This is a genomic window from Roseibium sp. R5 (assembly GCF_055755305.1).
In genome coordinates this window covers 1067516-1091177 of record NZ_CM146910.1, presented here as the reverse complement: position 1 = coordinate 1091177, position 23662 = coordinate 1067516, and the positions used below count along the sequence as shown (strand labels likewise).

General features: G+C 57.8%; 24 protein-coding genes. 10 read left to right on the top strand and 14 right to left on the bottom strand.

From position 1 onward, the window contains the following. Positions 1-131 precede the first annotated feature (131 nt). A complete protein-coding gene (gene hisB, locus AC0J4F_RS04915) occupies positions 132-725 on the bottom strand; it encodes an imidazoleglycerol-phosphate dehydratase HisB (protein ID WP_209176505.1) in 594 nt (197 codons plus the stop codon). 244 nt (positions 726-969) lie between these two features. On the opposite strand from hisB, the gene pyrF reads away from it, so the two are divergent. Next, positions 970-1695 carry an orotidine-5'-phosphate decarboxylase gene (gene pyrF / locus AC0J4F_RS04910; protein ID WP_473025589.1) on the top strand — a complete coding sequence of 242 codons (726 nt, stop codon included), beginning with the start codon at positions 970-972 and terminating at the stop codon, positions 1693-1695. Positions 1696-1800: 105 nt separating this feature from the next. Here the strand turns inward: pyrF and AC0J4F_RS04905 are convergent, their stop codons facing one another. Together AC0J4F_RS04905 and rocF are read right to left on the bottom strand one after the other, a co-directional pair. After that, positions 1801-2889, bottom strand: coding sequence for an ornithine cyclodeaminase (locus AC0J4F_RS04905; protein WP_473025588.1), 1089 nt, complete (start codon positions 2887-2889; stop codon positions 1801-1803). A gap of 7 nt (positions 2890-2896) precedes the next feature. Next, positions 2897-3763, bottom strand: a complete 867-nt coding sequence (rocF, locus tag AC0J4F_RS04900) for an arginase (protein WP_473026405.1) — start codon at positions 3761-3763, stop codon at positions 2897-2899. A 203-nt stretch (positions 3764-3966) separates the two neighbouring features. Here rocF and AC0J4F_RS04895 point away from each other — a divergent pair, with 203 nt between their 5' ends. Next, positions 3967-4428: an Lrp/AsnC family transcriptional regulator gene (locus tag AC0J4F_RS04895; RefSeq protein ID WP_008190875.1), complete on the top strand. Its 462-nt coding sequence runs from the start codon at positions 3967-3969 to the stop codon at positions 4426-4428. 80 nt (positions 4429-4508) lie between these two features. Further along, positions 4509-5426 carry a methylated-DNA--[protein]-cysteine S-methyltransferase gene (locus AC0J4F_RS04890; protein ID WP_473025587.1) on the top strand — a complete coding sequence of 306 codons (918 nt, stop codon included), beginning with the start codon at positions 4509-4511 and terminating at the stop codon, positions 5424-5426. Between the two features lie 163 nt (positions 5427-5589). Here AC0J4F_RS04890 and AC0J4F_RS04885 read toward each other — a convergent pair whose 3' ends face one another. The 5 genes from AC0J4F_RS04885 to AC0J4F_RS04865 form a co-directional block, all read right to left on the bottom strand. Then, positions 5590-6852, bottom strand: coding sequence for a hypothetical protein (locus AC0J4F_RS04885; protein WP_473025586.1), 1263 nt, complete (start codon positions 6850-6852; stop codon positions 5590-5592). Positions 6853-6888: 36 nt separating this feature from the next. Next, the gene (locus tag AC0J4F_RS04880) at positions 6889-8205 is read right to left on the bottom strand and encodes a bifunctional folylpolyglutamate synthase/dihydrofolate synthase (RefSeq protein ID WP_473025585.1); all 1317 of its coding nucleotides are present in this window, start codon (positions 8203-8205) and stop codon (positions 6889-6891) included. Between the two features lie 139 nt (positions 8206-8344). Continuing rightward, a complete protein-coding gene (gene accD, locus AC0J4F_RS04875) occupies positions 8345-9310 on the bottom strand; it encodes an acetyl-CoA carboxylase, carboxyltransferase subunit beta (protein ID WP_133952696.1) in 966 nt (321 codons plus the stop codon). A gap of 82 nt (positions 9311-9392) precedes the next feature. After that, positions 9393-10226, bottom strand: a complete 834-nt coding sequence (gene trpA / locus AC0J4F_RS04870) for a tryptophan synthase subunit alpha (protein ID WP_055673125.1) — start codon at positions 10224-10226, stop codon at positions 9393-9395. Positions 10227-10387: 161 nt separating this feature from the next. Then, on the bottom strand, positions 10388-10558 hold the full coding sequence (locus tag AC0J4F_RS04865) for a hypothetical protein (RefSeq protein WP_008193839.1): 171 nt from the start codon (positions 10556-10558) through the stop codon (positions 10388-10390). Positions 10559-10805: 247 nt separating this feature from the next. Here AC0J4F_RS04865 and AC0J4F_RS04860 point away from each other — a divergent pair, with 247 nt between their 5' ends. Then, positions 10806-11024 (top strand): hypothetical protein, encoded by a 219-nt coding sequence (locus tag AC0J4F_RS04860; RefSeq protein WP_133952694.1) that lies wholly within the window; start codon positions 10806-10808, stop codon positions 11022-11024. Between the two features lie 52 nt (positions 11025-11076). Here AC0J4F_RS04860 and trpB read toward each other — a convergent pair whose 3' ends face one another. The 5 genes from trpB to hrcA form a co-directional block, all read right to left on the bottom strand. Next, positions 11077-12282 (bottom strand): tryptophan synthase subunit beta, encoded by a 1206-nt coding sequence (trpB, locus tag AC0J4F_RS04855; protein ID WP_133952850.1) that lies wholly within the window; start codon positions 12280-12282, stop codon positions 11077-11079. A gap of 13 nt (positions 12283-12295) precedes the next feature. Then, entirely contained in the window at positions 12296-12961 is a 666-nt protein-coding gene (locus AC0J4F_RS04850) for a phosphoribosylanthranilate isomerase (RefSeq protein ID WP_473025583.1), read from the bottom strand. A 56-nt stretch (positions 12962-13017) separates the two neighbouring features. Beyond that, complete coding sequence (locus AC0J4F_RS04845; protein WP_133952692.1) at positions 13018-13248, bottom strand: DUF2798 domain-containing protein; 231 nt, start codon at positions 13246-13248, stop codon at positions 13018-13020. A gap of 83 nt (positions 13249-13331) precedes the next feature. Continuing rightward, entirely contained in the window at positions 13332-14141 is an 810-nt protein-coding gene (locus AC0J4F_RS04840) for a HesA/MoeB/ThiF family protein (protein WP_473025581.1), read from the bottom strand. A gap of 65 nt (positions 14142-14206) precedes the next feature. Beyond that, a complete protein-coding gene (gene hrcA / locus AC0J4F_RS04835; protein ID WP_473026404.1) occupies positions 14207-15298 on the bottom strand; it encodes a heat-inducible transcriptional repressor HrcA in 1092 nt (363 codons plus the stop codon). Positions 15299-15446: 148 nt separating this feature from the next. Between hrcA and rph the strand changes: the two genes are divergently transcribed. The 6 genes from rph (at position 15447) to AC0J4F_RS04805 (ending at position 21283) form a co-directional block, all read left to right on the top strand. Further along, positions 15447-16160, top strand: a complete 714-nt coding sequence (gene rph, locus AC0J4F_RS04830) for a ribonuclease PH (RefSeq protein WP_133952690.1) — start codon at positions 15447-15449, stop codon at positions 16158-16160. Positions 16161-16173: 13 nt separating this feature from the next. Beyond that, a complete protein-coding gene (gene rdgB / locus AC0J4F_RS04825; protein WP_209176517.1) occupies positions 16174-16812 on the top strand; it encodes an RdgB/HAM1 family non-canonical purine NTP pyrophosphatase in 639 nt (212 codons plus the stop codon). Further along, positions 16809-17981 carry a radical SAM family heme chaperone HemW gene (hemW, locus tag AC0J4F_RS04820; protein ID WP_473026403.1) on the top strand — a complete coding sequence of 391 codons (1173 nt, stop codon included), beginning with the start codon at positions 16809-16811 and terminating at the stop codon, positions 17979-17981. Before rdgB ends, hemW begins: the two co-directional genes overlap by 4 nt. Positions 17982-18290: 309 nt before the next feature. Next, positions 18291-19811 carry a polyhydroxyalkanoate depolymerase gene (gene phaZ, locus AC0J4F_RS04815; protein ID WP_420340563.1) on the top strand — a complete coding sequence of 507 codons (1521 nt, stop codon included), beginning with the start codon at positions 18291-18293 and terminating at the stop codon, positions 19809-19811. Positions 19812-19975: 164 nt separating this feature from the next. Beyond that, on the top strand, positions 19976-20401 hold the full coding sequence (locus AC0J4F_RS04810) for a DUF2852 domain-containing protein (protein ID WP_166672846.1): 426 nt from the start codon (positions 19976-19978) through the stop codon (positions 20399-20401). A gap of 150 nt (positions 20402-20551) precedes the next feature. Next, complete coding sequence (locus AC0J4F_RS04805) at positions 20552-21283, top strand: M48 family metallopeptidase (protein WP_473025580.1); 732 nt, start codon at positions 20552-20554, stop codon at positions 21281-21283. A 40-nt stretch (positions 21284-21323) separates the two neighbouring features. Here AC0J4F_RS04805 and AC0J4F_RS04800 read toward each other — a convergent pair whose 3' ends face one another. Continuing rightward, a complete protein-coding gene (locus AC0J4F_RS04800; protein WP_473025579.1) occupies positions 21324-23600 on the bottom strand; it encodes a transglycosylase domain-containing protein in 2277 nt (758 codons plus the stop codon). Between the last annotated feature and the right edge of the window lie 62 nt (positions 23601-23662).

Here is a 23662-nt window from a genome sequence, read left to right as displayed (position 1 = left end):
TGCCGATCCGTTCTTCGAAGTTGCCAGATCAGCGAGCGTTAAATCAGAGTCGATTTTACGTCCAAAGCTGATCGCTTTTAAGTGGTTAAGCGTTTTTGGGCGTTTCAATCAAAACGCCCAATGCTCTAGCCTCAACCGCCGAGCTGACCTTTGGTGGTCGGCACGCGGTCGGCCTGACGCGGGTCGATCTCAATTGCCTTGCGCAGCGTCCGGGCCACGGCCTTGAAGCAGGTTTCGGCGATATGGTGACAGTTTGATCCGTAGAGATTGGCGATATGAAGCGTCAGACCGCCGTTCATGGCAAATGCGCGGAAGAATTCTTCGAACAGCTCCGTGTCGAAGTCGCCGACCTTGTCGCGGTCAAAGGTTACGTCCCAGACAAGGAAAGGGCGTCCGGACACATCCAGCGCGCAGCGTGTCAGGGCCTCGTCCATGGCTAGATGCGTGTCCGCATACCGCGTAATTCCGGCCATGTCTCCGATTGCCTTGGATAGAGCCTGACCGAGGGCAATGCCGGTGTCTTCGACCGTGTGGTGAAAATCGATATGCGTGTCGCCGTCCGCGCGGACCTTGATGTCGATCAGCGAATGGCGCGCCAGTTGTTCCAGCATATGGTCAAAGAACCCGACACCGGTCTGGACGTCATAGGCGCCCGTTCCGTCCAGATTGATCTCGACCGAAATTTTGGTTTCCTTGGTGTCGCGCGATACGCTCGCTGTGCGCATGAAGGGCTATCTCCTTTTAAGCCGTCAAAGCTGACCGGCGGCGCAGTTGTAGCAGCCTGAACCATTTAAGAAAATAGCTGAAAACACGACCATTTGCTTCATTTGTCCACTGCCAGAAAGTGGGTCCGTATTGGTTGTTTGTGACATCGTTTGTGAGAAGAGCTCACAAGGGGCCTGCGATATTCGGTAGTGCGGCGATATCCTTGGTGTTAGGAACGGGCAAATTCGCCACCAGGAGTTCCCAATGCCCACAAGCCGCTTTGCCCCGAAAACTGCGCTCGAGCGCTTGATGCTGCCGCTTGATGTTCCGACTGTCGCTGAGGCGGAGACGCTGGTCAAAAAGACGGAAGGCGCGGTCGGCGTCTACAAGATCGGCATGGAACTGCAGTTTGCCGGTGGTCTCGAGTTCGCCCGAGAGCTTGCCGAGAGCGGCCATAAAATCTTTCTGGACGTGAAACTCCACGACATCGACAACACGATCACAAAGGCGGTGCGCAATGTCGCCAAGATGGGCATGACTTTCATGACGGTGCATGCCTATCCCAAAACCATGCGCGCTGCGCTGAAGGGGCTGGCGGAAGAAGGCAATCCGGATCTTTGTATTCTTGGGGTGACGGTTCTGACCTCCATGGATGAAACCGATCTGGTGGCCGCCGGATACACCGGCCCGATTGCAAGCGTTGTCGAAGCGCGGGCAAAGGATGCCAAGCTTGCCGGAATGGGCGGGATTGTGTGCGCACCGACAGAATCGGCAGAAATGCGCAAGGTTCTCGGCGGTGAGCTGGTCATTGTCACCCCGGGGATTCGGCCGGCGGGCAGCGCTGCGGGAGATCAGCGCCGGGTGATGACACCGGCCGACGCGATCAAGGCTGGCAGCGATTATCTCGTCATTGGCCGCCCGATTTCAAAGGCAGATAACCCGAGAGCCGCCGCCGAAGCCGTCGTTGAGGACATTTCTTCGGCGCTTTGAGATAAGATGCAAAGGAGCCCGAAACCTTAGCCGGACAGCAGTGGGCTTGGCCCAAGGCTCCCCACCGTTTCATCTCCTAGCAGCACGGTCATATTCGAAGTTTTGTTAGGCCGCCCTATCGTCGCCATTGCTGGCATCTGAGCGCAGAACCATGCCGTAGAGATCGCGTGGGTCGTCGGGGTCTGCGAGAAGGTCAAGTTTTTCGAAGTGACCGGTGCTCGGCAGCATATCGTTGACATACCGAAGTGCGGAAAAGTCTTCGATGGCAAAGCCGACGCTGTCGAACAACGTGATCTGAGTATCAGAGGTTCTGGCCTCCGCTTGGCCTGCATAGACCTTCCACAGCTCTGTTACGGGATGATCGGCATCAAGTTGCTGGAGTTCACCCTCTTCGCGGGTTTGTTCGGGCAGTTCTACGAAAATATCGGACCGGAGCAGGATGTCCTTGTGCAGTTCGGTCTTGCCGGGGCAGTCGCCGCCAATCGCATTGATATGGATGCCAGACCCCACCATGTTGTCGGTCAGGATCGTGGCATAGCGTTTGTCGGCGGTTACCGTTGTGATGATTTCAGCGCCTTCAATAGCGTCTTCCGGCGTTTTGCAGATCGTCACATTCAATCCGGAGTGCGCGAGGTTTCGCGCAAGGCGTAGGCTGGCCGCCGGTTCAATGTCATAGGCGCGGATATCGGTGATGCCGAGCATGTCCTTGAAAGCCAAACACTGGAAATCAGACTGTGCGCCATTTCCGATGATCGCCATGGTTTTTGAGTTCTTTGGCGCCAGATATTTCGCCGCGAGCGCAGAATTGGCAGCTGTCCGCAGCGCGGTCAGGATCGTCATTTCCGTAAACAGCACCGGATAGCCGGTCGACATGTGCGACAGCACACCAAAGCCGGTCACGGTCTGCATGCCGGTGCGTGTGTTGCCCGGGTGACCGTTGACGTATTTGAAGCCGAAATACTCGTCATCGCTCGCGGGCATCAACTCGATCACGCCTTGCGGTGCATGTGCCGGAATCCGGGGCTTCTTGTCGAAGCTCTCCCAACGGCGGAAATCCTGCTCGATGTAGTCGGCGATGCCGCGCATGAAGGTCTCGGCACCAATGGCCCGGACGTTGCGCATCATGTTGTCGACACTGACAAAAGGCACATAAGCCAGATCGGACGGGTTCGGGTTGTGAAGGGTCTTTGTCATGGGGTCCTCAATAGCTGCGTGTCGGACGGTCGAAGACGCGGCGGCCGAACAAGCTGCCGGTCAGGTCGACCATCAAGCGGGCGGTCTTGCCGCGGTCATCCAAAAAGGGGTTGAGTTCAACGAGGTCGAGGGATGTCACGAGACCGCTGTCGTGAAGCATTTCCATGACCAGGTGCGCTTCACGGAACGTGGCTCCACCCGGAACGGTGGTGCCGACGGCTGGCGCAATGTCCGGATCCAGGAAATCCACATCGAGGCTGATGTGCAGCAGGCCATTTTCGGCGCGAACGCGATTGAGGAACGGGTGAAGGAGTTTGCCGATCCCCTCTTCGTCAATCCGGCGCATATCGGACACACCTGCGCCATGCCGGACAAGAAAGTCTCGCTCAGCCTCATCAATGGACCGCACGCCCATGATTTCCACCCGGTCTGCCGAAACCGGGTGGGTCAAGGGCGCGCCAAGCACGGCATCAAATCCCGGCAAGCCACAAGCGAACGCAAGCGGTGTTCCATGCAGATTGCCGCTGTCCGTGCTCTCCAGCGTGTGAAAATCCGAGTGGGCATCGAGCCAGAGAACAAACAAGGGCCTGCCTTTTTCAGCTGCAGCCTTTGCCTGCCCGGCCACGGTTCCTGCAGCCAGGGAATGGTCACCACCTAGGTAGATCGGAAAACTGTCACCGGTTCCGAGGTCGGAGGCTTTTTTGAAGAGCGATCGTGTCCAGCCGGCATAAGCGCCAAAATTCTTCACGGTCCCATTGGGAGGTCGGACATCATCCACCGTTTCCGGTTGCAGATTGCCGTCATCGCGGACGTGATGGCCAAGGGCTTCCAGGGTCTTGGCAAGTCCGGCCGTCCGGTAGGCATCAGGGCCCATGAGGCAGCCACGCCGCCCTGTACCTTCTTCGACCGGAGCTCCGACAAGAACGATATTCTGCTTCAAGGTCTTCCGCCTCTGCACCCATGACGATTGTTCGGGCCAAGAGTGCGGATGTGACGCGGCGGAGTAAATCCTGAGACTTGATCAAAATAGTGCTGAGATCTATCATTTTGAGAACTATAATTTATCAGAATGATACAATGGACAATCTTGATACACGTTTGATCTCGCTTTTACGTCACGATGGCCGCAGGTCGGTTTCCGATTTGGCAACCGATTTGAAAGTTTCCCGAGCGACCGTTCGCTCCCGCATGGAAAAGCTTATTGAAACCGGCGAAATTCTTGGGTTTACAGCCGTTCTGAGAGATGATTGGCGGGACTTGCCGATCAGGGCCGTGACGCTTGTTCATGTTGATGGGCGGAACACAGATCCGGTCAGCAAGGCACTCGCGGCAATGACTGAAGTGCGCGCCATCCACTCAACGAACGGAAAGTGGGACCTCGTTCTGGAAATCGCCACCAGAGACCTGGAAGCTTTTGATGATGCCCTTCATCGCATCCGGCTGATTGAAGGAATTGCTGGAACGGAAACCAATATCCTTTTGAGCACGCGAAAGGGCCCTGCTGTCTCGGCCGATCACTTCAAGGATGCGCTTGGGTGAGAATGGCTCGCAAATCGGGTCGAAGTCCCTATTCGCGGGAGATATAGTCCGGTCAAATTACAGGAAACGATGGTTTTGACATGACCAAGGCACTCGACCTTTCCCAATTGGCGTCTGACCCCAAGCCGATCTCTGTCGGTGAGGAAGCTGCTGAAAACTATGCAGTTGTCCGTCAAACGCTGAAACGGATCACAGAAGACTGGCGAGATCAGCCGACGCTTGAATTGTTGGCGAAGGAAGCCGGTTTGCAGCCGATCCAGTTGCAGCGGGTGTTTGCGCGCTGGGCTGGGCTCACACCGAAACAGTTTCTTCAGGCGATTACGCTGGATCATGCCAAAGCGTTGCTGCGCGATACGGCAAGCGTGCTGGACGCCTCTTATGAGGTCGGCCTATCGGGCTCATCCCGGTTGCACGATCTCTTTGTCACCCATGAAGCGATGACCCCGGGGGATTACCGCAATCGCGGTGCCGGTTTGAACATCGCCTACGGATTTCATCCCTCGCCCTTCGGCCAGGTGCTGATCATGGCCACTGACAAGGGCTTGGCCGGTCTCGGATTTGCGGATCCCGGGGAAGAGGACAGCGCGCTCAGCGATATGTGCGAGCGCTGGCCGGCGGCAAGCTTTCACAACGATCGGCAAGAAACGGCCAAATATGCAGGCCGGGTGTTTGACCCAAAGAAGTGGCAGGAAGACCAACCGCTCAACATCGTCATGATCGGGACTGATTTTGAGATCCGGGTTTGGCAGACGCTTTTGAAAATCCCGATGGGGAAGGCCACCACCTACTCCGATATCGCGGCCTGCCTTGGCAAACCGAAAGCGTCCCGGGCTGTTGGGACCGCTGTGGGGCGCAATCCGATTTCCTTCGTCGTGCCCTGCCACCGGGTCTTGGCCAAAGGCGGCAAACTTGGGGGCTACCACTGGGGCCTCACCCGCAAACGCGCGATTCTTGGGTGGGAAACCGGCCTGTCAGGCCCGGTTCTGGAGTGCGTTTGACCCAAACACTGAAAAGTGCCCGACAGCGTTTGTAAACTCAGTCATTCTTTCTTGACGGAACACGGCCTGTGTTGCTGTCCTCTCCTTGCGCCGGGGCCTCAATAGGTGCCCCCGGCTCAAGGCCGGGGAGGCTCTGCCGAGGTAGCACAGAACAGGGTGCGGTTCAGTGAACCGGGCCTTCCGGCATCGGATAATTTCCGGTGATTTCCCAACCAAAGGCGGTCATGCGTTCGGCTGCCATCTGGGTCACCGTTCCTGTGATTAGAAAATCGACGCCTGTTGGCGGGAACGGCAACCGATTCAAGCCCTCTTGCAGGTCCGAAAAGGTTTTGGCAGCCAGTTCTGTCCACGCAACAGTGTCATAGGGCATGACGATGGCCGCCATACCGTCGCGCCGCATCGCGACCAAAAGGCCACCGACGTCCCGGATTTGACCCAAGCCGGAAATCTTGCGGTGATAGGTTTCCAAAAGCACGATCCGGCGCAGCTGGAAATAGGCAAGTCCCCTGTCTGTCACGCCTGCGGCATCTTCGGCAATCAGATCAAGCCGCTGAACGCTTGGCATCGCCGCCATCTGGTAGGCGATGACGGCCTTTTCCGAGGCCGTATAGTGAGGATTGGCGTCGATGTTCATGATATTGCGTTCCGAAATTCCCGCCTTTCGGAAGGTATCGAGCGTCCGCTCGCGCAGTTCGCTTTCGGTGCTGTCGACAATCACGTTCCGGAAATCTTCCGCGGCCCGGGTGGCATTGACGAAGACGCCGCCGGGAATAAGCGCCGTTATCGCAGTCACTGTCCAGCTCCCGGCAGATGTAACGCTCGCCGTCTCATCGAGCTTTGCCGACAGGGCCTTGTCGAATGTGTAAGGGTCGACGCCGAGTTGAACCGCCAGCTCGCGCCGGGCTTGCGCCTGTCCGGTGATCGACTTGGCAATATCCGCGGCTGAACCGCCCTGACCGGTTACGGCGGATTCCACGCCTTTGCCCAACCGGCTGAAAACCCGGCCCACACCTGAAACGGTACTTTTGGCCGTCCCGACGGGATCCTGAATGGTGCTTTCGACAAACTCGACGGGTTTTTGTGCAGACTGTTTCAAACCATCCAGGAAGCTTGCGTCATTCTTCAGGCTTTCCAGCGCGACAAATGCCTTGATTTCCGACAATCGCATTTTCAAATGGCCGTCGCCGACGACCTTTTCGTTGCCCTGATCGGCTTGCAGCTCATAGTCGTGCAGAAAGCCCGTGCTCCTGACCGGTGGCAGCACGGCATAGCCCGGACCAACCTCTTTCCCGTCAAGGAGTTGGGCTGGTGCCACTTCTGGCGCGGTTTCATATTGGTCAGACAGGCTCAGAGCTGGTCCGGTGAGCAATCCGGCAAAGAGTGCGCACGCCGCCAATCGCTTGAATGCCAGACCCGAAACCATCATCAACAAACCTCCAGAGTACCTGTGTCAGGGGTGAGGTCAGTCTGGCGCCATATTGTTTCGGGCCAGTGCCTCACCTGCCAAGTAAAGCGAACCGCAAATCAAAATGCGCGGTGGTTCGCCATCTTTTGCGGCACAAGCTGCCACATCGGCAAGGGCCGCGTCCAGTGATGGAAAGGGTGTCGCTTCAAGACCGGCACACCGGGCGAGATCTGCAAGGTCTTCCGGCGTGCGTGCCGTGTTGGTGGTTGCGATCGGTACCGTGCCGACATGACGGACAAGTCCGTCAAAGGGCCGGAAAAAGCCGACAGGATCCTTCGTAGTCAGCATCCCGGCAACCAGATAGAGCGGCCGCGGTCCCCGCTCTTCCTGCTCTCCCATGAATTGGGCGACGGTGACCCCAGCGCCCGGATTATGACCGCCGTCGAGCCAGATTTCTGACCCGTCCGGGCACATGTCTACCAACGGACCATGGGTGAGCGGTTGGAGACGCCCTGGCCAGTTCACGGATTTCAATCCCGCATCGATGGAGGCGACATCCGGCAGAAGGTTAGCGGCTTTAAGAGCGGCCAGGGCAAGAGCGGAATTGGCATACTGATGGCCGCCTCCGAGAATTGGCTGCGCGAGATCCAAAAGACCATCGTCGTCCTGATAGGCCATGCGGCCCTGATCCGGGTGCGCGACAAAATCCTCGCCACACACCTTGAGGGTTGCTCTGCATCGTGCAGCCTGGCGGTCAATAACCTTTTGGGCCGCAGGGTCCTGTTCAGCGGAAACTACCGGGCGATCGGGTTTGATAATGCCGGCCTTTTCGGCGGCAATGACGCTGAGGTCATCACCCAGGAACTTCTCATGATCCATCGAAACCGGCGTAATGACTGAAACCAGCGGATCATCGATCACATTGGTAGCGTCCAGACGCCCGCCGAGGCCGACCTCCAGCAAGACGACATCTGCAGAATGTTCAGCGAACAACAGAAAAGCGGCCGCTGTCGTAATCTCGAAGAAGGTGATTTCCTCGCCGCCATTGGCCTCCTCACAGCGTTGCAGCGCATCGAAGAGCTCCGGGTCGGAGACGAATCTACCGTCACTTCCGAGCCGGATGCGTTCGTTAAAGGAGACGAGATGGGGCGATGTATAGACGTGGCATCGTTTTCCGGATGCCTCCAGAATTGCACGCAGGGTCGCGGTCACTGAACCTTTGCCGTTTGTCCCGGCAATGTGAATGACCGGCGGCAAGCGCTTTTCGGGTGATCCAAGCGCTGCGAGCAAACGGTGCATGCGTCCGAGAGACAGATCGATCTCTTTCGGATGCAAGGCCAGAAGGCGGTCGAGAATTCTTGTGATTTGATCCAAGGCGCCCTCCGGAGGGTCCCATGTGTGTCCATTGGCGGCTCTGCCCGCCTGTTGGAGATAGCGGGTCAGGAGGGTCCATGACCGCCCGGAACTGACTGACCTTGGTCGATTTCCGACATAAGCCAGTCAACTCTGTAGGTTATTCAGCGACTTCAGGCTGTTTCTTCGGCTCCTGGGCGTCTGAAGTTGTCGCCTCTTCGGTCTCCGAAGCCTCTGCAGTCGAGGTCTCGTCGGCGATCATTGCCGGTAACTCGACTTCGCGTTTCATCAAGATGCCGCAGACCCGCGCAAGGGTATCCTTCATTTCCTGACGCGGTACCACCATGTCGACCATGCCATGATCGAGAAGGTACTCCGCTGTCTGGAAATCGTCCGGCAGCTTTTCACGAACGGTTTGCTCAATCACGCGGCGGCCGGCAAAACCGATCATCGCGCCGGGCTCTGCTATGTGCACATCGCCAAGCATCGCATAGGACGCGGAAACGCCGCCCGTCGTTGGGTTGGTGAGGACAACGATGTAGGGAAGCCCGGCTTCGCGAAGCATCTGGATGCCGACGGTGGTGCGCGGCATTTGCATCAAGGACAGGATGCCTTCCTGCATGCGTGCTCCGCCGGATGCGGTGAACATGACAAAGGGTGTTTTGGCTTCCACGGCCTTCATCATGCCAGAAAGGATCGCCTCACCAACGGCCATGCCCAAGGACCCGCCGACAAAGTCGAAGTCCTGAACGGCGGCGGTCATGTCCATGCCGTTGACCTTGCCCTGGGCAACATGGATTGCTTCTTCTTCGCCGGTCTTTGCCCGAGCATCCTTCAGGCGGTCCGTGTAGCGTTTGCTATCGCGGAACTTCAAAGGATCGATGGTGACATCCGGCGCCTCGAGGCGGGTGTAATTGCCCTCGTCAAAAAGGGACTCGAGCCGCTTGCGTGCCGGCATCCGCATATGGTGGCCGGAGCTTGGGATGACCCACAGGTTTGCTTCCAGATCGCGGTGAAACACCATTTCACCGGTCTCAGGGCATTTGATCCAGAGATTTTCCGGAACCTCGCGCTTTTTCCAAAGACCGCTGATCTTTGGGCGCACAATAGAGTTGATCCAGTTCACGTCAAACGCGTCCGTCTACTCGAGTTACACAACAGCGGAGCGATATGTCCGCCGGAAAACGTACATTTTTAAGGCCTTACCTTTAAGCGGCCCGGGCCCGCGCGCAACCTGACGCAAGATCTGCGACCACGTCGGCAACGGCTTGCACGGTCTTGTCTGTGGCCTTGCCGTCAGCATCCAGGCTGTCCTTGACCGCGTTCACCAGCACCGAGCCGACGACGACACCGTCAGCGTCCTTGCCGATAACTGCAGCCTGATCGGCCGTTTTCACGCCGAAACCGACGGCAACCGGCAGATCTGTATGACCCTTGATGCGGTTGACAGCCGCTGTGACACGGCCGGTATCGGCAATCTGCGCGCCGGTAATACCAGTCACGGAAACGTAATAGACGAAACCGGAGGTATTGGCCAGAACTGCCGGAAGACGTTTGTCATCAGTGGTGGGGGTGGCGAGGCGAATGAAATTCAAACCGGCTTCCAGGGCCGGAATGCAGAATTCATCGTCGGCTTCTGCCGGTACATCAACGATGATGAAACCGTCTACGCCTGCTTCCTTGGCGACGTGAACGAATTTCTTCGGATCGCGTACGTAGATCGGGTTGAAGTATCCCATCAGAATGATCGGCGTATCCTGATCCTGTTTGCGGAACGTCCGCACCATGTCCAGTGTGTTGTCCATGGTGTGACCGGCGGCAAGTGCGCGCTGGTTGGCAAGCTGGATCGGAATGCCTTCTGCCATCGGATCGGAAAACGGCATGCCGAGTTCGATCACATCGGCTCCGGCTGCCGGAAGGGCATTGAGAATGGCTTGTGACGTTTCGAGATCGGGATCGCCCGCGGTTATGAACGTGACCAGAGCCGGTCGGCCTGCGTCGGCACATGCCTTGAACCGTCGATCGATACGCGTTTCCGTCATTCAGCTGTCCTCTTGCCACAGACGCAGGCTGTCACCGCCTGCCAATCATCAGAGCGATGTAGGGGAGCGGGCAAGGGGATGTCAATCAAAGAACGGTTCTTTGCGGCCCCCTGAGGGCCTTGACGGTCTTTGATGCACCATATGAGGACAATTTGGCGCGCTTAGCGGCCGCCGAAGTACTTGTTGTAGAGGTGGTTTGCGATGTCGTTACGCTCAACACCCATCCGGGACAGGCTTTCAGGCGACATTTGGCGCATGCGATTGTAGTCGGCGCTCATGCGTTGCGCTTGACCGATCTGGTCGAAAAAATTGGAAACGGAACGAAAAGCCATTGGAACATCCTTTCAGGTCTTCGAGAAGCTGAGTTTGTTTCCTCTAATGTAAACAACCGCATGGATGTGAGTAGCGCCGGTTTTGCATTGCAGCATTACCGAATTGTCGGACCTGGGCGATCAGACTTCTGTGACCCAGGCCGCTATGCATCGCGTGCAGATCAGCCCATCGTCAAATTTTCGAACTGGAAATGTGCACTTGGTGCGCCTATATTCCTGGCATAGCCAAGAAAAAAAGGAGCCGCAAATGGCCCACTCCCTCTTTGAACCGGGTCCAATGCCGTTTCATGAGAAACTCATGCGGCGTATGCGCGACCTCAGCGGCCATGTGCCAGCGCGGATACCAAGGATCGCGGCCCGACTTCCGGCCGATCCCGGTTTGGTACGCCAGGCCAAGCGTCTGGACGCGCGTGGACAACAATTGCTGCTGGAAGCGGTTTTCGACGCAGAAACGCCCGCAAAATAAAAGCCGCGCACCTTGGGGTGCGCGGCTTCTTTTTTAGCTGTGGTGTTGCAGCTTAAAGGTCGAATCCAAGCATCTCGCCGACTGCGAAAACATCCTTGTCGCCGCGGCCGCATAGGTTCATGACAATGATCTGATCCTTGTCCATCTGCGGAGCCATCTTAGCGACCTGCGCCAGGGCATGCGCCGGTTCCAGCGCCGGGATGATGCCCTCAACCCGTGTCAGCATCTGGAAAGCGGCCAAGGCTTCGTCATCCATGATCGGGATGTATTCGGCACGGCCGATTTCTTTCAGCCAGGAGTGCTCCGGGCCGATGCCCGGATAGTCGAGACCAGCGGAAATCGAGTGGCCTTCGAGGATCTGGCCGTCGTCATCTTGCATCAGATACGTGCGGTTTCCGTGAAGGACGCCGGGCTTGCCAGCATTCAAGGAAGCGCAGTGTTCTTCACCGGTCAGGCCACGGCCACCAGCTTCAACGCCAACAATTTTCACGTCCTTGTCGTCCAGGAAAGGATGGAACAGGCCGATCGCATTGGAACCGCCGCCAACGGCAGCCACGAGGACGTCCGGAAGACGGCCTTCGGCTTCGAGCATCTGTTCGCGCAGTTCCTTTCCGATCACGGACTGGAAGTCGCGCACCAATTCCGGATACGGGTGCGGACCAGCGGCCGTCCCGATCAGGTAATAGGTATCGTCAACATTGGTGACCCAGTCTCGGAGCGCCTCGTTCATGGCGTCCTTAAGCGTGCCGGCCCCAGCAGTGACCGGAACGATTTCGGCGCCCAATAGCTTCATCCGGAACACGTTCGGCTTTTGCCGTTCAACGTCGGTCGCACCCATGTAAACCACACAGGGCAGGCCAAAACGGGCACAAACGGTGGCTGTGGCAACGCCATGCTGCCCGGCACCGGTTTCTGCGATGATCCGGGTCTTACCCATGCGCTTTGCAAGCAGGATCTGGCCCAGGCAGTTGTTGATCTTGTGGGAGCCGGTGTGATTCAGCTCATCCCGCTTGAAATAGATCTTCGCACCGCCCAGCTCCTCGGTCAGCCGCTCTGCGAAATACAGCGGAGAGGGCCGACCGGTGTAATGAGTGTTGAGACTTTTGACTTCGGCCAGAAAGTCCGGATCGTTCTTGGCAGCCTTGTAGTGCTCTTCCAGATCCAGGATCAGCGGCATCAGGGTCTCGGCGACATACCGGCCACCAAAAATGCCGAAATGTCCGCGATCGTCCGGACCAGTCCGGATGCTGTTCGCCATATCGTTCACGCGTTTACTCCTTAACCGCTTCCGCCTGAATGTCCTTTACCTTCGCCAGGAAGGATCGGATCAATGCCGGGTCCTTGACGCCGCGTTCGCGTTCGACACCGGACGACAGGTCGATTTCCTTGGCTCCGCTCAGGCGGATTGCCTCGGCAACGTTATCCATATTCAATCCACCCGAAAGCATGAACGGCTTCTTCAGGTCAAGATCTTTCAAAAGTGACCAGTCAAACGAAACACCATTGCCACCTGGGATGTCTGACCCCGCCGGCGGTTTGGCGTCGAAAAGGATCCGGTCAGCTACAATAGAGTAGTAAAGCGCCTGTTCCAGATCCGATTTATCGGAAACGGAGATCGCCTTCATTATCTTCTTGCCATGCATCACCTTTGCGGCTGCCAGGGATTCCGGGGCTTCGCTGCCGTGAAACTGGAAATAGTCCGGCGCGACCAGCTCGTTGATCCGCGACAATCCGTCCAGATCCATATTGACTGTCAGGGCGACGATGTCGGCTTTGCCGCGCGCCATATCCGCCAGCTTGCAGGCATCTGACAAGTTTACATGGCGCGGGCTTTTGGGAAAGAACACCAGCCCGACCATATCTGCGCCCGCATCAAGGGCCGCTTGCATGGTGTCTTCGGTCGACAGACCGCAGATTTTAACTTTGATATCCGACATGGCTTCGAGGTATCGCCGCTGCGGAAGGGTTTGTCAAAAGGAGATGGCTTCCCCTTTCATTCTTCCGTTTGTTTTACCAGTTTCGCGACAATTTTGCGCACGATCGGCGCTAGAACGAGGACAGCGGGAAACGCGACTGCCCAGGCAAACAGCCAGGACTCAATCCAGAAGCTGAAAAACTCTGCATGAGGGCCGACCGCTCGAAACGTCGCGATGCCGGACACGAGGAACGACATGGACCCGGACAGCATGGCGCCGAAAAGGTAAGGAGCGAATTTTGGATGCATGGGTGGGTCCGGATCCTTGGAATGAATGCTTACTACGCGACAAAGGGCCTGATCGGCGCTGATCAAGTGTGTGGCAGGTGGAGTTATCCCTCTTCCAGCAACTCGCCCCAGGTTTTTGGATTGTCACCATTGAGCGGGTTTTTGGGCGAGCATTTGTAGCGGATGGTTTCCATCCGGAAGGCCTTCGCATCAAACATCATCAGCCGGCCAGTGAGCCCCTCGCCTGTGCCGGTGAGTTCCTTCAACACTTCCATGGCCTGCATGGTGCCGAGAATTCCGGTTAGTGCGCCAAGAACGCCCGCCTGTTCGCAAGTCGGCAACAATCCGGCCCGGGGCTTTTGCGGGAAGAGGCAGCGATAAGTCGGATTGGGAGTGCCGTCTTCTCCACTCTCGAAGGGCCGCAAGGTGGTTATAGAGCCATCAAATTGACCGACAGCCGCCGTTACCAGCGGTTTCTTGGCAAAAAAACAGGCGTCCGACACAAGATAGCGCGTGTCGAAGTTGTCTGATCCATCGACCACCAGGTCAAAGGCGGAAATCAGCTGCAAAGCGTTTTGCCCGGTAATCCGGAACGGAAACGGCTTCACCTCGACATTCGGATTGAGCCTTGCAATGGCTTCGGCAGCGCTCGCGACCTTCGGCTCACCCAGTTGGTTGGTGTCGTGGATCACCTGCCGCTGCAGGTTGGAAAGCGAGACGGCGTCATCATCGACGATGCCAAGCATCCCGACTCCGGCGGCGGCCAAGTACTGCAAAACCGGCGCGCCCAGACCTCCGGCGCCAATTATCAGAACCTTCGCGGCTTTCAGTTTCTGTTGCCCAGCTCCGCCGATGTCCTGAAGGACAATATGGCGGGCGTAGCGTTCCAGTTCAGCGGGCGACAATGACTGCATAATGAGGAGGCCTGTCCTGAGATTTCATTGCTTAGATGGGGTCAAATAACGGTTTCGATCAAGCGTCAGCCCAAAATCCGGCTGACCAGCCGCGCTGTATAGTCGACCATCGGAATGACTCTCGAATAATTCAGCCGGGTCGGCCCAATGACGCCAAGAGCCCCGACGATCCGCTGGTTGCTGTCCCGGTACGGCGAAACCACTAGAGAGGATCCAGACAAGGAAAAGAGATTGTTCTCCGAGCCAATGAATATCCGGACGCCCTCGCCTTTTTCGGCCAGGCCCAGGAGCTGAATGAGATCCTTCTTGTTCTCCAGATCGTCGAACAAAAGCTTTATCCGCTCCAGATCCTCGGCTGCATCCAGGTCGGACAACAGATTGGACCGGCCGCGAACGATCAGCGTACCGGGATCTGCGACACCGTCTTCCCCGGTCCAGACGGCAAGGCCGGCATCAATGACTTTTTGACTGAGTTGATCCAGCTCGGCCTGATCCGCCGCGCGCACTTTTTCAAGCTCAGCCCGGATCTCGCTGATTGTGCGCCCTTGAATCATCGAATTCAGATAGTTTGAGGCCTCGACGAGAGCGGAGGACGGCAGATCCGGTGGCAGCTCGACGACCCGGTTTTCGACCGATCCATCTTCTCCAACAAGAATGGCGAGGGCCTTCAGCGGTTCAATGCGGACAAACTCGATGTGCTTCAGCCGCATGTCGGACTTATGGGTCAGCACAACACCTGCGCCCATCGACAGGCCTGACAGCAATTGGCTCGCCTCAGTCAGAACCTGTTCTGCGGAATTGGCCTGTTGAGAGGCCTTGACCTGAACATCGATCTGGCGGCGCTCGTCCTGGGTCAAATCGCCGACCTCAAGAAGCGCATCAACAAAAAACCTGAGGCCCATTTCTGTTGGAAGGCGTCCGGCGCTGGTATGCGGCGAATGCAGGAGGCCCATGTGCTCCAGATCCGACATCACATTGCGGATCGAAGCTGGCGATAGCGATATGTTGGGGTTGCGCGAGATGTTGCGCGAGCCGACCGGCTCTCCGGTATCAAGATAGGATTCCACGATCGAGCGGAAGATTTCCCGGGATCTTCTGTCGAGGTCGCTGAGGCTCAAGGTGTTTGTCTCCGTCGCAGTCACCAAAAACGCGTTGATCCAACGCTCATTCTTCAAGATATAGGCGCAAAACGGTCCAATGGTGAAGCTTGGCCTTTACGGCGCTGGGAAATGGGGTCTAAAAGGCCGTGAACAAACGGGGCGAACCTTTGGGTTTTGCCTTGATAACGGGCTGAAAGGGAGAGCCATGCGTCCGTCAAAACGCGCTGCCGATGAACTTCGTGCCGTCACGCTGGAGCGTGGCGTATCCAAACATGCCGAGGGCTCGTGCTTGGTGAAGTTCGGCGATACGCATGTCCTGTGTACCGCAAGCCTGGAAGAGCGTGTCCCGCCGTGGCTGCGCGGCCAGAACAAGGGCTGGGTCACCGCCGAATATGGCATGCTGCCACGTGCCACCGGCAGCCGGATGCGCCGTGAGGCGAGCGCCGGCAAACAATCCGGCCGCACACAGGAAATCCAGCGCCTGATTGGGCGCTCCCTGCGCGCCGTTGTGGATTTGCAGGCGCTGGGCGAAGTTCAGATTTCTGTCGATTGCGATGTTATCCAGGCTGATGGCGGCACGCGAACCGCTGCTATCACCGGGGCCTGGGTGGCTTTGCGGGACTGTGTTGAGTGGATGAAAGCCCGGGACATGGTGTCCGGGGAGGTGTTGACCGACCACATTGCGGCGATTTCCTGCGGGATTTACGAAAACACACCGGTTCTTGATCTGGACTATGATGAAGACAGCACGGCCGAGACTGACGCCAATTTCGTCATGACCGGATCTGGCGGCATCGTGGAAATTCAGGGCACAGCGGAAGGCAAGCCGTTCTCAGAGGACGAGTTCGGTCAGCTGATGAACCTTGCAAAGGCAGGGATCACACGCTTGGTCGACCTTCAGAAAATGGCAATCCTGTAAGGACGTGACCACCATGAGCCACCGCAAACTGGAACCGGGAAAGCTGGTTGTTGCCAGCCACAACAAGGGCAAGCTGCGCGAGATCAATGAGCTCCTGCAGCCCTACGGGTTTGAGGTGGTCTCTGCGGGGGATCTGGGCCTTCCTGAGCCGGAAGAGACCGGAACAACGTTTGAAGCGAATGCCGAAATCAAGGCTGTGGCGTCCGCAACGGCCGCCAATCTGCCGGCCTTGGCCGATGACAGTGGCTTTTGTGTTGCCGAACTGAACGGAGATCCCGGTATTTATTCCGCGCGCTGGGCGGGGCCCGACAAGGACTTCGCTATGGCCATGCGCACCGTGGAAGAAAAACTCCAATCGGCCGGGGCAACGACACCGGAGCGCCGCCGCGGCTCGTTTGTCGCGGTGTTGTGCCTGGCTTGGCCGGATGGGCACAAGGAATTCTTCCGTGGTGAGGTGGAAGGCCAAATCGTTTGGCCGCCGCGCGGCACGCAAGGTTTTGGCTACGATCCGGTGTTTCAGCCGGACGGACATGAGCGCACCTTTGGCGAAATGACGTCGGAGGAAAAACACGGCTGGGGTCCGGATACACCTGCCTTGTCGCACCGCTCGCGCGCCTTCGAGCTGTTCGCTAAGGCCTGTTTGAAGGGATAACCGACGTGGCACTGATCCAGGCGTCCGATGCGGGATTTGGCATTTATGTGCATTGGCCGTTTTGTGCGGCCAAGTGCCCGTATTGTGATTTCAATTCGCATGTGCGCCACCAGCCTGTCGATCAAGCCCGCTTTGCGGCCGCATTCGAGCGTGAATTGAGCCATTTTGCCGAGATGACACAAAGCAAGGTGGTCCAGTCAGTATTTTTGGGTGGCGGGACCCCGTCCCTGATGGAGCCGGCGACGGTCGAACGTATTCTGACTGCAATTTCAGACCGTTGGTCACTGGACCCGAATGTTGAAATTTCTCTGGAAGCCAATCCGACCTCGGTGGAGGCAGAACGGTTTAAGGGATACCGGGCAGCCGGCGTGAACCGCGTCTCTTTGGGCGTTCAGTCGCTTCATGATGAAGACCTGAAACTGTTGGGCCGCTTGCACGACGCTGCTACGGCCCGCCGGGCGATTGAAACGGCCCGGGCGACCTTCCCGCGTTTGTCCTTCGACCTGATCTATGCCCGGCCCAATCAGACCTTGGCGCAGTGGGAGGCCGAGCTGAAGGATGCGATTGCGCTCGCGGCCGATCACCTGTCGCTCTATCAGCTGACGATTGAGGAAGGCACACCCTTCTACACGCTCTATCACGCTGGCAAGCTGACCATGCCGGATCAGGATTTGGGCGCAGAGTTTTATGATTTGACGCAGAAGGTTACGGAAGCTGAAGGCTTGCCGGCCTATGAAGTGTCCAACCACGCCAAGCCCGGCGCCGAATGCCGTCACAATCTCGTTTATTGGCGTTATGGCGATTATGTCGGCGTTGGTCCGGGCGCCCATGGCCGTTTATCCGTCGGAGTGAACCGGATGGCGACCTCCGTCGAGCGCCACCCTGAAACCTGGCTGGAGGCTGTTGAGCAGAACGGCCACGGCATGATCGAGTTCTCCGGCCTTAACGAAGAAGAGCAGGGTGACGAATTCCTGCTGATGGGACTGCGATTGACCGAAGGGATTGATCTGAAACGCTATGAGGCGTTTGCGCATCGTTCCGTCGATCCCAAGCGTTTAAACGACCTTCTGGAACACGGAATGGTGGAAGAACTCGGGGAAAACCGGGTTCGTGCAACGCGGGAAGGATTTTTTGTTCTGGACGCTGTGGTCGCGGATTTGGCTGCATAACCTGATTTTCTTGAGCGCTTTAATACATTTATCACTTTGATTTAAATAGCTAACTTTCTTAATCACCGGGTAACTGCTTTGGCGGCAAAATAATTCGTTCGCCGAAAAAAGGTCTAGAATGACCGGGTCCCTACCAATTACCAGTATTGCCGGGGCCAAGTGGCGTGGCTATCCTGCTGCAATGCAACAGGTGGTGCAGGAACAACCGTCATGTATTCCGAGTTCATAAAAACGGCGGGTAGCAACTACCTGAACAAAGGAGATGCCCCTTTGCCTTTTTATCATCTTTACGAGCTGAACCATGCGGCCATGGCGCCTCTGCGCGCAATGGCTGACATGACCAAGCTGTATTTTCAAAATCCTCTGAACCCGATGACCCACACCAGCATGGGCCGGCAAATTGCCGCCAGCTGTGAGGTTCTGGAACGCACAACACGGCGCTATGGCAAGCCGGAGTTCGGCATTGACGACACGGTTGTCGGCGGTGTTCGGGTCCCTGTGCGGGAAACCGCGGTATGGAGCCGTCCGTTCTGTGATCTGATCCGTTTTGAGCGCGGCGTCACCACACAGCGCAACGACCCGAAGATACTGATCGTTGCGCCGATGTCCGGACACTATGCGACACTGCTCCGCGGCACTGTCGAAGCGTTGCTGCCAAACGCTGATGTTTACATCACGGACTGGATCGATGCGCGGATGGTTCCTATCCAGGACGGCAAGTTCGATCTGGACGACTACATCGATTACATCATTTCGATGCTGCACTTCCTCGGCCCCGATGCTCATGTGCTTGGCGTTTGCCAACCGTCCGTTCCGGTTTTGGCCGCCGTTGCCGTGATGGAAGACCGGGACGATCCATATGTTCCGTCCACAATGACCTTGATGGGCGGACCGATTGACACCCGCGTTGCGCCGACCGCTGTGAATGACCTCGCCGTTTCCAAGGGAATCGACTGGTTCAAGAACAACGTCATCATGAAGGTGCCCTTCCCGCACCCGGGTTTCATGCGCGATGTCTATCCGGGCTTCCTACAGTTGTCCGGTTTCATGAGCATGAACCTCGACCGGCATGTGACCGCGCATAAGGACTTCTTCCAGCACCTTGTGGAAGGTGACGGCGACAGCGCGGAAAAACATCGCGAGTTCTATGACGAATATCTCGCAGTCATGGATTTGACGGCCGAATTCTACCTTCAGACGGTCGAAACGGTCTTCATCGACCATTCGCTGCCCCAAGGCACGATGATGCACAATGGGCGCTTGGTGGATTGCACCAAGATCACGCGTACGGCTCTCCTCACAGTCGAAGGTGAGAAGGACGACATCACAGGCCGGGGTCAGACGAAAGCCGCCCATGCGCTCTGCACCAACCTTGCAGACGACATGAAGGCGCACTACGAGCAGCCGAATGTCGGCCACTATGGTGTCTTCAACGGATCCCGTTGGCGGGCAGAAATCGCACCGCGTGTGATGGACTTCATCCGTTCGAACCGGGCGGATATGCGCGGCAAGAAATCGGCACCTGCAGCGTCAAAACCGGCTGCTGCACCTGCCAAAGCTGCGTCTGCGGCCGCGCCGTCCAAGGCACCACTGGAAAAAATCCTGTTGGCCAAGCCGAAGGGTGTCGCTGACGATTTGACGGCGATCAGCGGTGTCGGCCCCAAACTGCAAGCAGCGCTCAATGAGGCAGGCATCTTCCATTACTGGCAGATCGCTTCGCTGACTGATGAGCAGATTGAAGCGCTTGATTCCAAACTGGATTTCCGTGGCCGTATGGCGCGTGACAATTGGATCGAGCAGGCCCGTCAGTTGTCTGAAACGGTAAGCTGACGCGATAATCCGCGCTCGCTTTTTCAAGATTGAAATCCCCGCCGGAAACGGTGGGGATTTTCTCGTTTGGGGTGCGGGAACGCCTGAATCCGGATCACAAATCCTTGAAGCCCGCTGCGTCAATCCCCACCTGAAGGTCGTGGATGTCTTTAATGGATAGGACAATGACGACGACCAAAAGCTGCATGATTAAACCTGCCTGGACGCCGATGACCATTGGTCTGATGGTGCTTGGGTTCGTGGTGTTCTGGCCGCTGGGCCTCGCCATGTTGGCCTACATTTTGTGGGGCGACAGATTTGAGGGAATGGCGCGTGACGCGCGGGATCAATGGCGTGGAAGTCCGCTGAAAGGAGCATTTGAAAACATGAACAAGCCTTCTTACAGCCGGACCGGCAATGTTGCGTTCGATGAGTATCGCGAGCGTGAACTGAAACGTCTTGAGGAAGAGCGGGCGAAGATCGACGCCATGCGCAACGAATTCGATGAGTTCCTGACTGAGTTGCGCCGTGCGCGTGATCAGGAAGAGTTCGATCGCTTCATGGCCAATCGTGGCCGTCCCAACACCGGGCCGGAAGCAAACCCGGCCTAAGTCTGATACCTCCTCCCAGAGCCGCCTTATCCCCGGGCGGTCAGACCGAGAGCGGCGCCCTGAAAAGCGCCGCTTTCGTCCGTTTAAACGACCGGCTTTCTCGCCTAATATTCACCCGCAATGATTCGACTAAAAGCCCTGGGAACCAAGTTGCGCGCCCGAAAACCGGCACTGCCGGACCACATCGAAATAGACACTGGTGACGCGCCGGTGCGCATACGTCTGCGCGCTAATCCGAGAGCGCAGCGCTATCTCTTGCGCTTGCCGGCGGACCATTCCGGACCGGTTCTGACGGTGCCGAGAGGTGGTGATTTACAAAGGGCCGAGCGGTTTGCCCGCCAGCACATCGATTGGCTCCTTGAGCGGCTTGAGGGTCGGCCGGACCACGTTGCGCTGCGTCCTGGCGATCTCGTGCCGCTGCGGGGTAAAGAGCATTTGATCGTCCCGACTGGTCAGCTTCGTGGTCTGGTCTCTACTGGACAGGCTGTGTGCGGGACCCCGGCACTGCTCGTGCCCGGTGCTGAGGAGCACGCGCCGAGGAAGGTGACCACCTGGTTGAAGGGGCAGGCGAAGGCCGATTTGACGGAACGCGCCGAAGATCATGCGACAAAGATCGGCAAGAAGATTGCCGCGATCAGTGTTCGCGACACAAAGAGCCGCTGGGGGTCATGCGCGTCCAATGGCCGATTGTCCTTCTCCTGGCGACTTATCCTGGCACCACCGGACATTCTGGATTATGTCGCGGCCCACGAGGTGGCGCATTTGAAGGAAATGAACCACTCGGACCGGTTTTGGCGCTTGTGCGAAGAGCTGGCTCCGCAAACACCTGAAGCCCGAGTCTGGCTCAAAGAACACGGGGTCCGGCTGCACGGCTACGGATGAGGCGCTGGACCATCGTGCGTTCAGGAAAATGCGCGCTGATCTAACCACCGCCGCCAAAGAGATTGCGCAACAGGTTGAGCGGTCCTTTCCGTTCACCCGTATCACCAACACCAGCCGGAGGCACAGGGCCGCTGTCAGGTCCGGTGCTGGACGGTGGAGCCACCGGTCGTTTGGGCGCAGAAACGGTCGCAGGCAGGCTCGGAACGCCTGGCAGATCTGCCACAGGACGGCTCTTGTGCGCGGAATCCATCACCGATTTCCACACTTCGGCGGCAATCTTGCCCCCTGATGCCTTCTTGGTCGGGGAATTGTCGTCATTGCCGAACCAGACGGCCGTCGTCATGTTGCCCGTGTACCCAATGAACCAGGCATCACGGAACGCCTGACTGGTGCCGGTTTTGCCGCCGGCCGGGCGGCCATCTTCCAGCCGGGCCTTCCGGCCGGTTCCGGTCAGAAGCGTTTCGGACATCATCAAGTTCATGTTGCCGACATCGCGCCGGTCAACCACGCGGCCTCGGCCATCGCCGGTTCGAGAGTAGATCGTCTTGCCGTCCACGGTTTTGATCCGCCGGATGATGTGCGGCAGAACCCCGTAACCGCCGTTGGAAAACGGGACATAGGCGGCGGCTATTTCAAGAGGCGTGACTTCGGAGGTGCCCAGCGAAAGAGACAGGTTTGTCTTCAGATCCGATGTGATCCCAAGACGCCGTGCCGTTGAGGCGACATTGCCCGCACCGACCTCATAAGCAAGCCGGGCGGCCACAGTGTTGAGGGACAGGCTCAAGGCGCGTGTCAGTGTCACAGGGCCATAATATTGTTTCGTATAGTTTTTCGGCGACCAGCCACCGATGGTGATCGGCTGATCCTGGCGGACGGTTTGCGGCGTCATGCCGTTTTCAAGAGCCGCAAGGTAGACAAACGGCTTGAACGCAGAGCCTGGCTGGCGTTTGGCATAGACGGCCCGGTTGAACTGGCTCTTGGAGTAATCGGCGCCGCCGACCATCGCCTTGACCGCGCCGGCCGTATCCATCGTCACAATCGCGCCTTGCGACACGCCCAAGGCCTGCCGGTTTTCCGAGATGGCAGCGCGAAGTGCGGCTTCGGCAGCTTGCTGGATGTCAGGGTCGATCGTCGTGTCAACGATGATGTCGCTGTCTATGGAACCGACGAAATGGGGCAGGACGTCCATCACCCAATCGGCGGCATAATTCTCGCTGGCGGTTGTGTAACGGCGGACAACCTTCGCCGGGGCGGCCAGGGCATTTTTGGCTTCATCTGAGGTGATGTATCCCTCTTCGTGCATCGCAGCGAGCACAAGCTGAGCCCGGTCTTCCGCAAGATCCGGATTGACAGCGGGAGAAAAACGGGACGGCGCCTTCAACAGCCCCGCGATCGTGGCCGCCTCTGCAATTGTCATGAGCCGGGCGGACTTGCCGAAATAGCGGCGCGCGGCGGCATCAACGCCGTAAGCGCCTGAGCCAAGATAGACCCGGTTCAGATACATCTCCAGGATCTCGTCCTTGGAGTATTCGGCCTCCAGCCAGAACGCGAGGACCAGCTCCTGGATTTTCCGTTTGATCGTCCGGTCCGGTTCCAGAAACAGGTTTTTGGCAAGCTGCTGTGTGAGCGTCGAACCGCCTTGCACGAGCCGGCCTGTCGTGATGTTTGTGACGAAGGCCCGGCCAAGGCCGATGGGGTCAATGCCGAAATGGGACCGGTAGCGGCGATCCTCAATCGCGATCACTGCATTGGGCAAATAAGGTGGCAATTGTTCGAGACGGACGGCTTCGCCGCCTGTATCGCCCCTGTTTGCGATCAGCTGGCCGTTGGCAGCAACGATTTTTACGTTTGGCGGCCTTGCTGGAACCTGCCATTCGGATGTCGGCGGGAGGTAAGCGGCATAATAGCCAACAATACACACGACCGCGATGCCGACCCAAATTCCAAGGACCGCGCTCCAGTATAGTCCGCGTTTCAAGAGCCTGCCCAGAGCGGGCATAAACGATGAACGGGCTTTTCTTTTCTGGCTGCGGCGTTTGGCGCCGGACCGGCCACCTCTGCCCTTCGAGTTTCCGGACCTCGATTTCGCACTGCCACGCTGGGAGGTGGACTTGGCAGACGAGGGTTTCTTTGACTTCGGGGTGCTGCCAGCTTTGGACTTGGGCTTCGATTTGGATGTGGTCTTGGCCTTCGTGCGCTTCTTGCCCGACGGGGCGCTCGGACGGTCATCCGGGCGCAGCCGCAGGTCCAGCAGACTGCTGCTGGATGCGCCGAAAGTCGGCTCGACCCGTGCCTGGCGTTTTGCCCGTGGCGCCATCAATTTCCGTCCCATACCAAGTTGCCGGAAACTCCGGCTTTCCCCGGTCATGATTCTAGAAT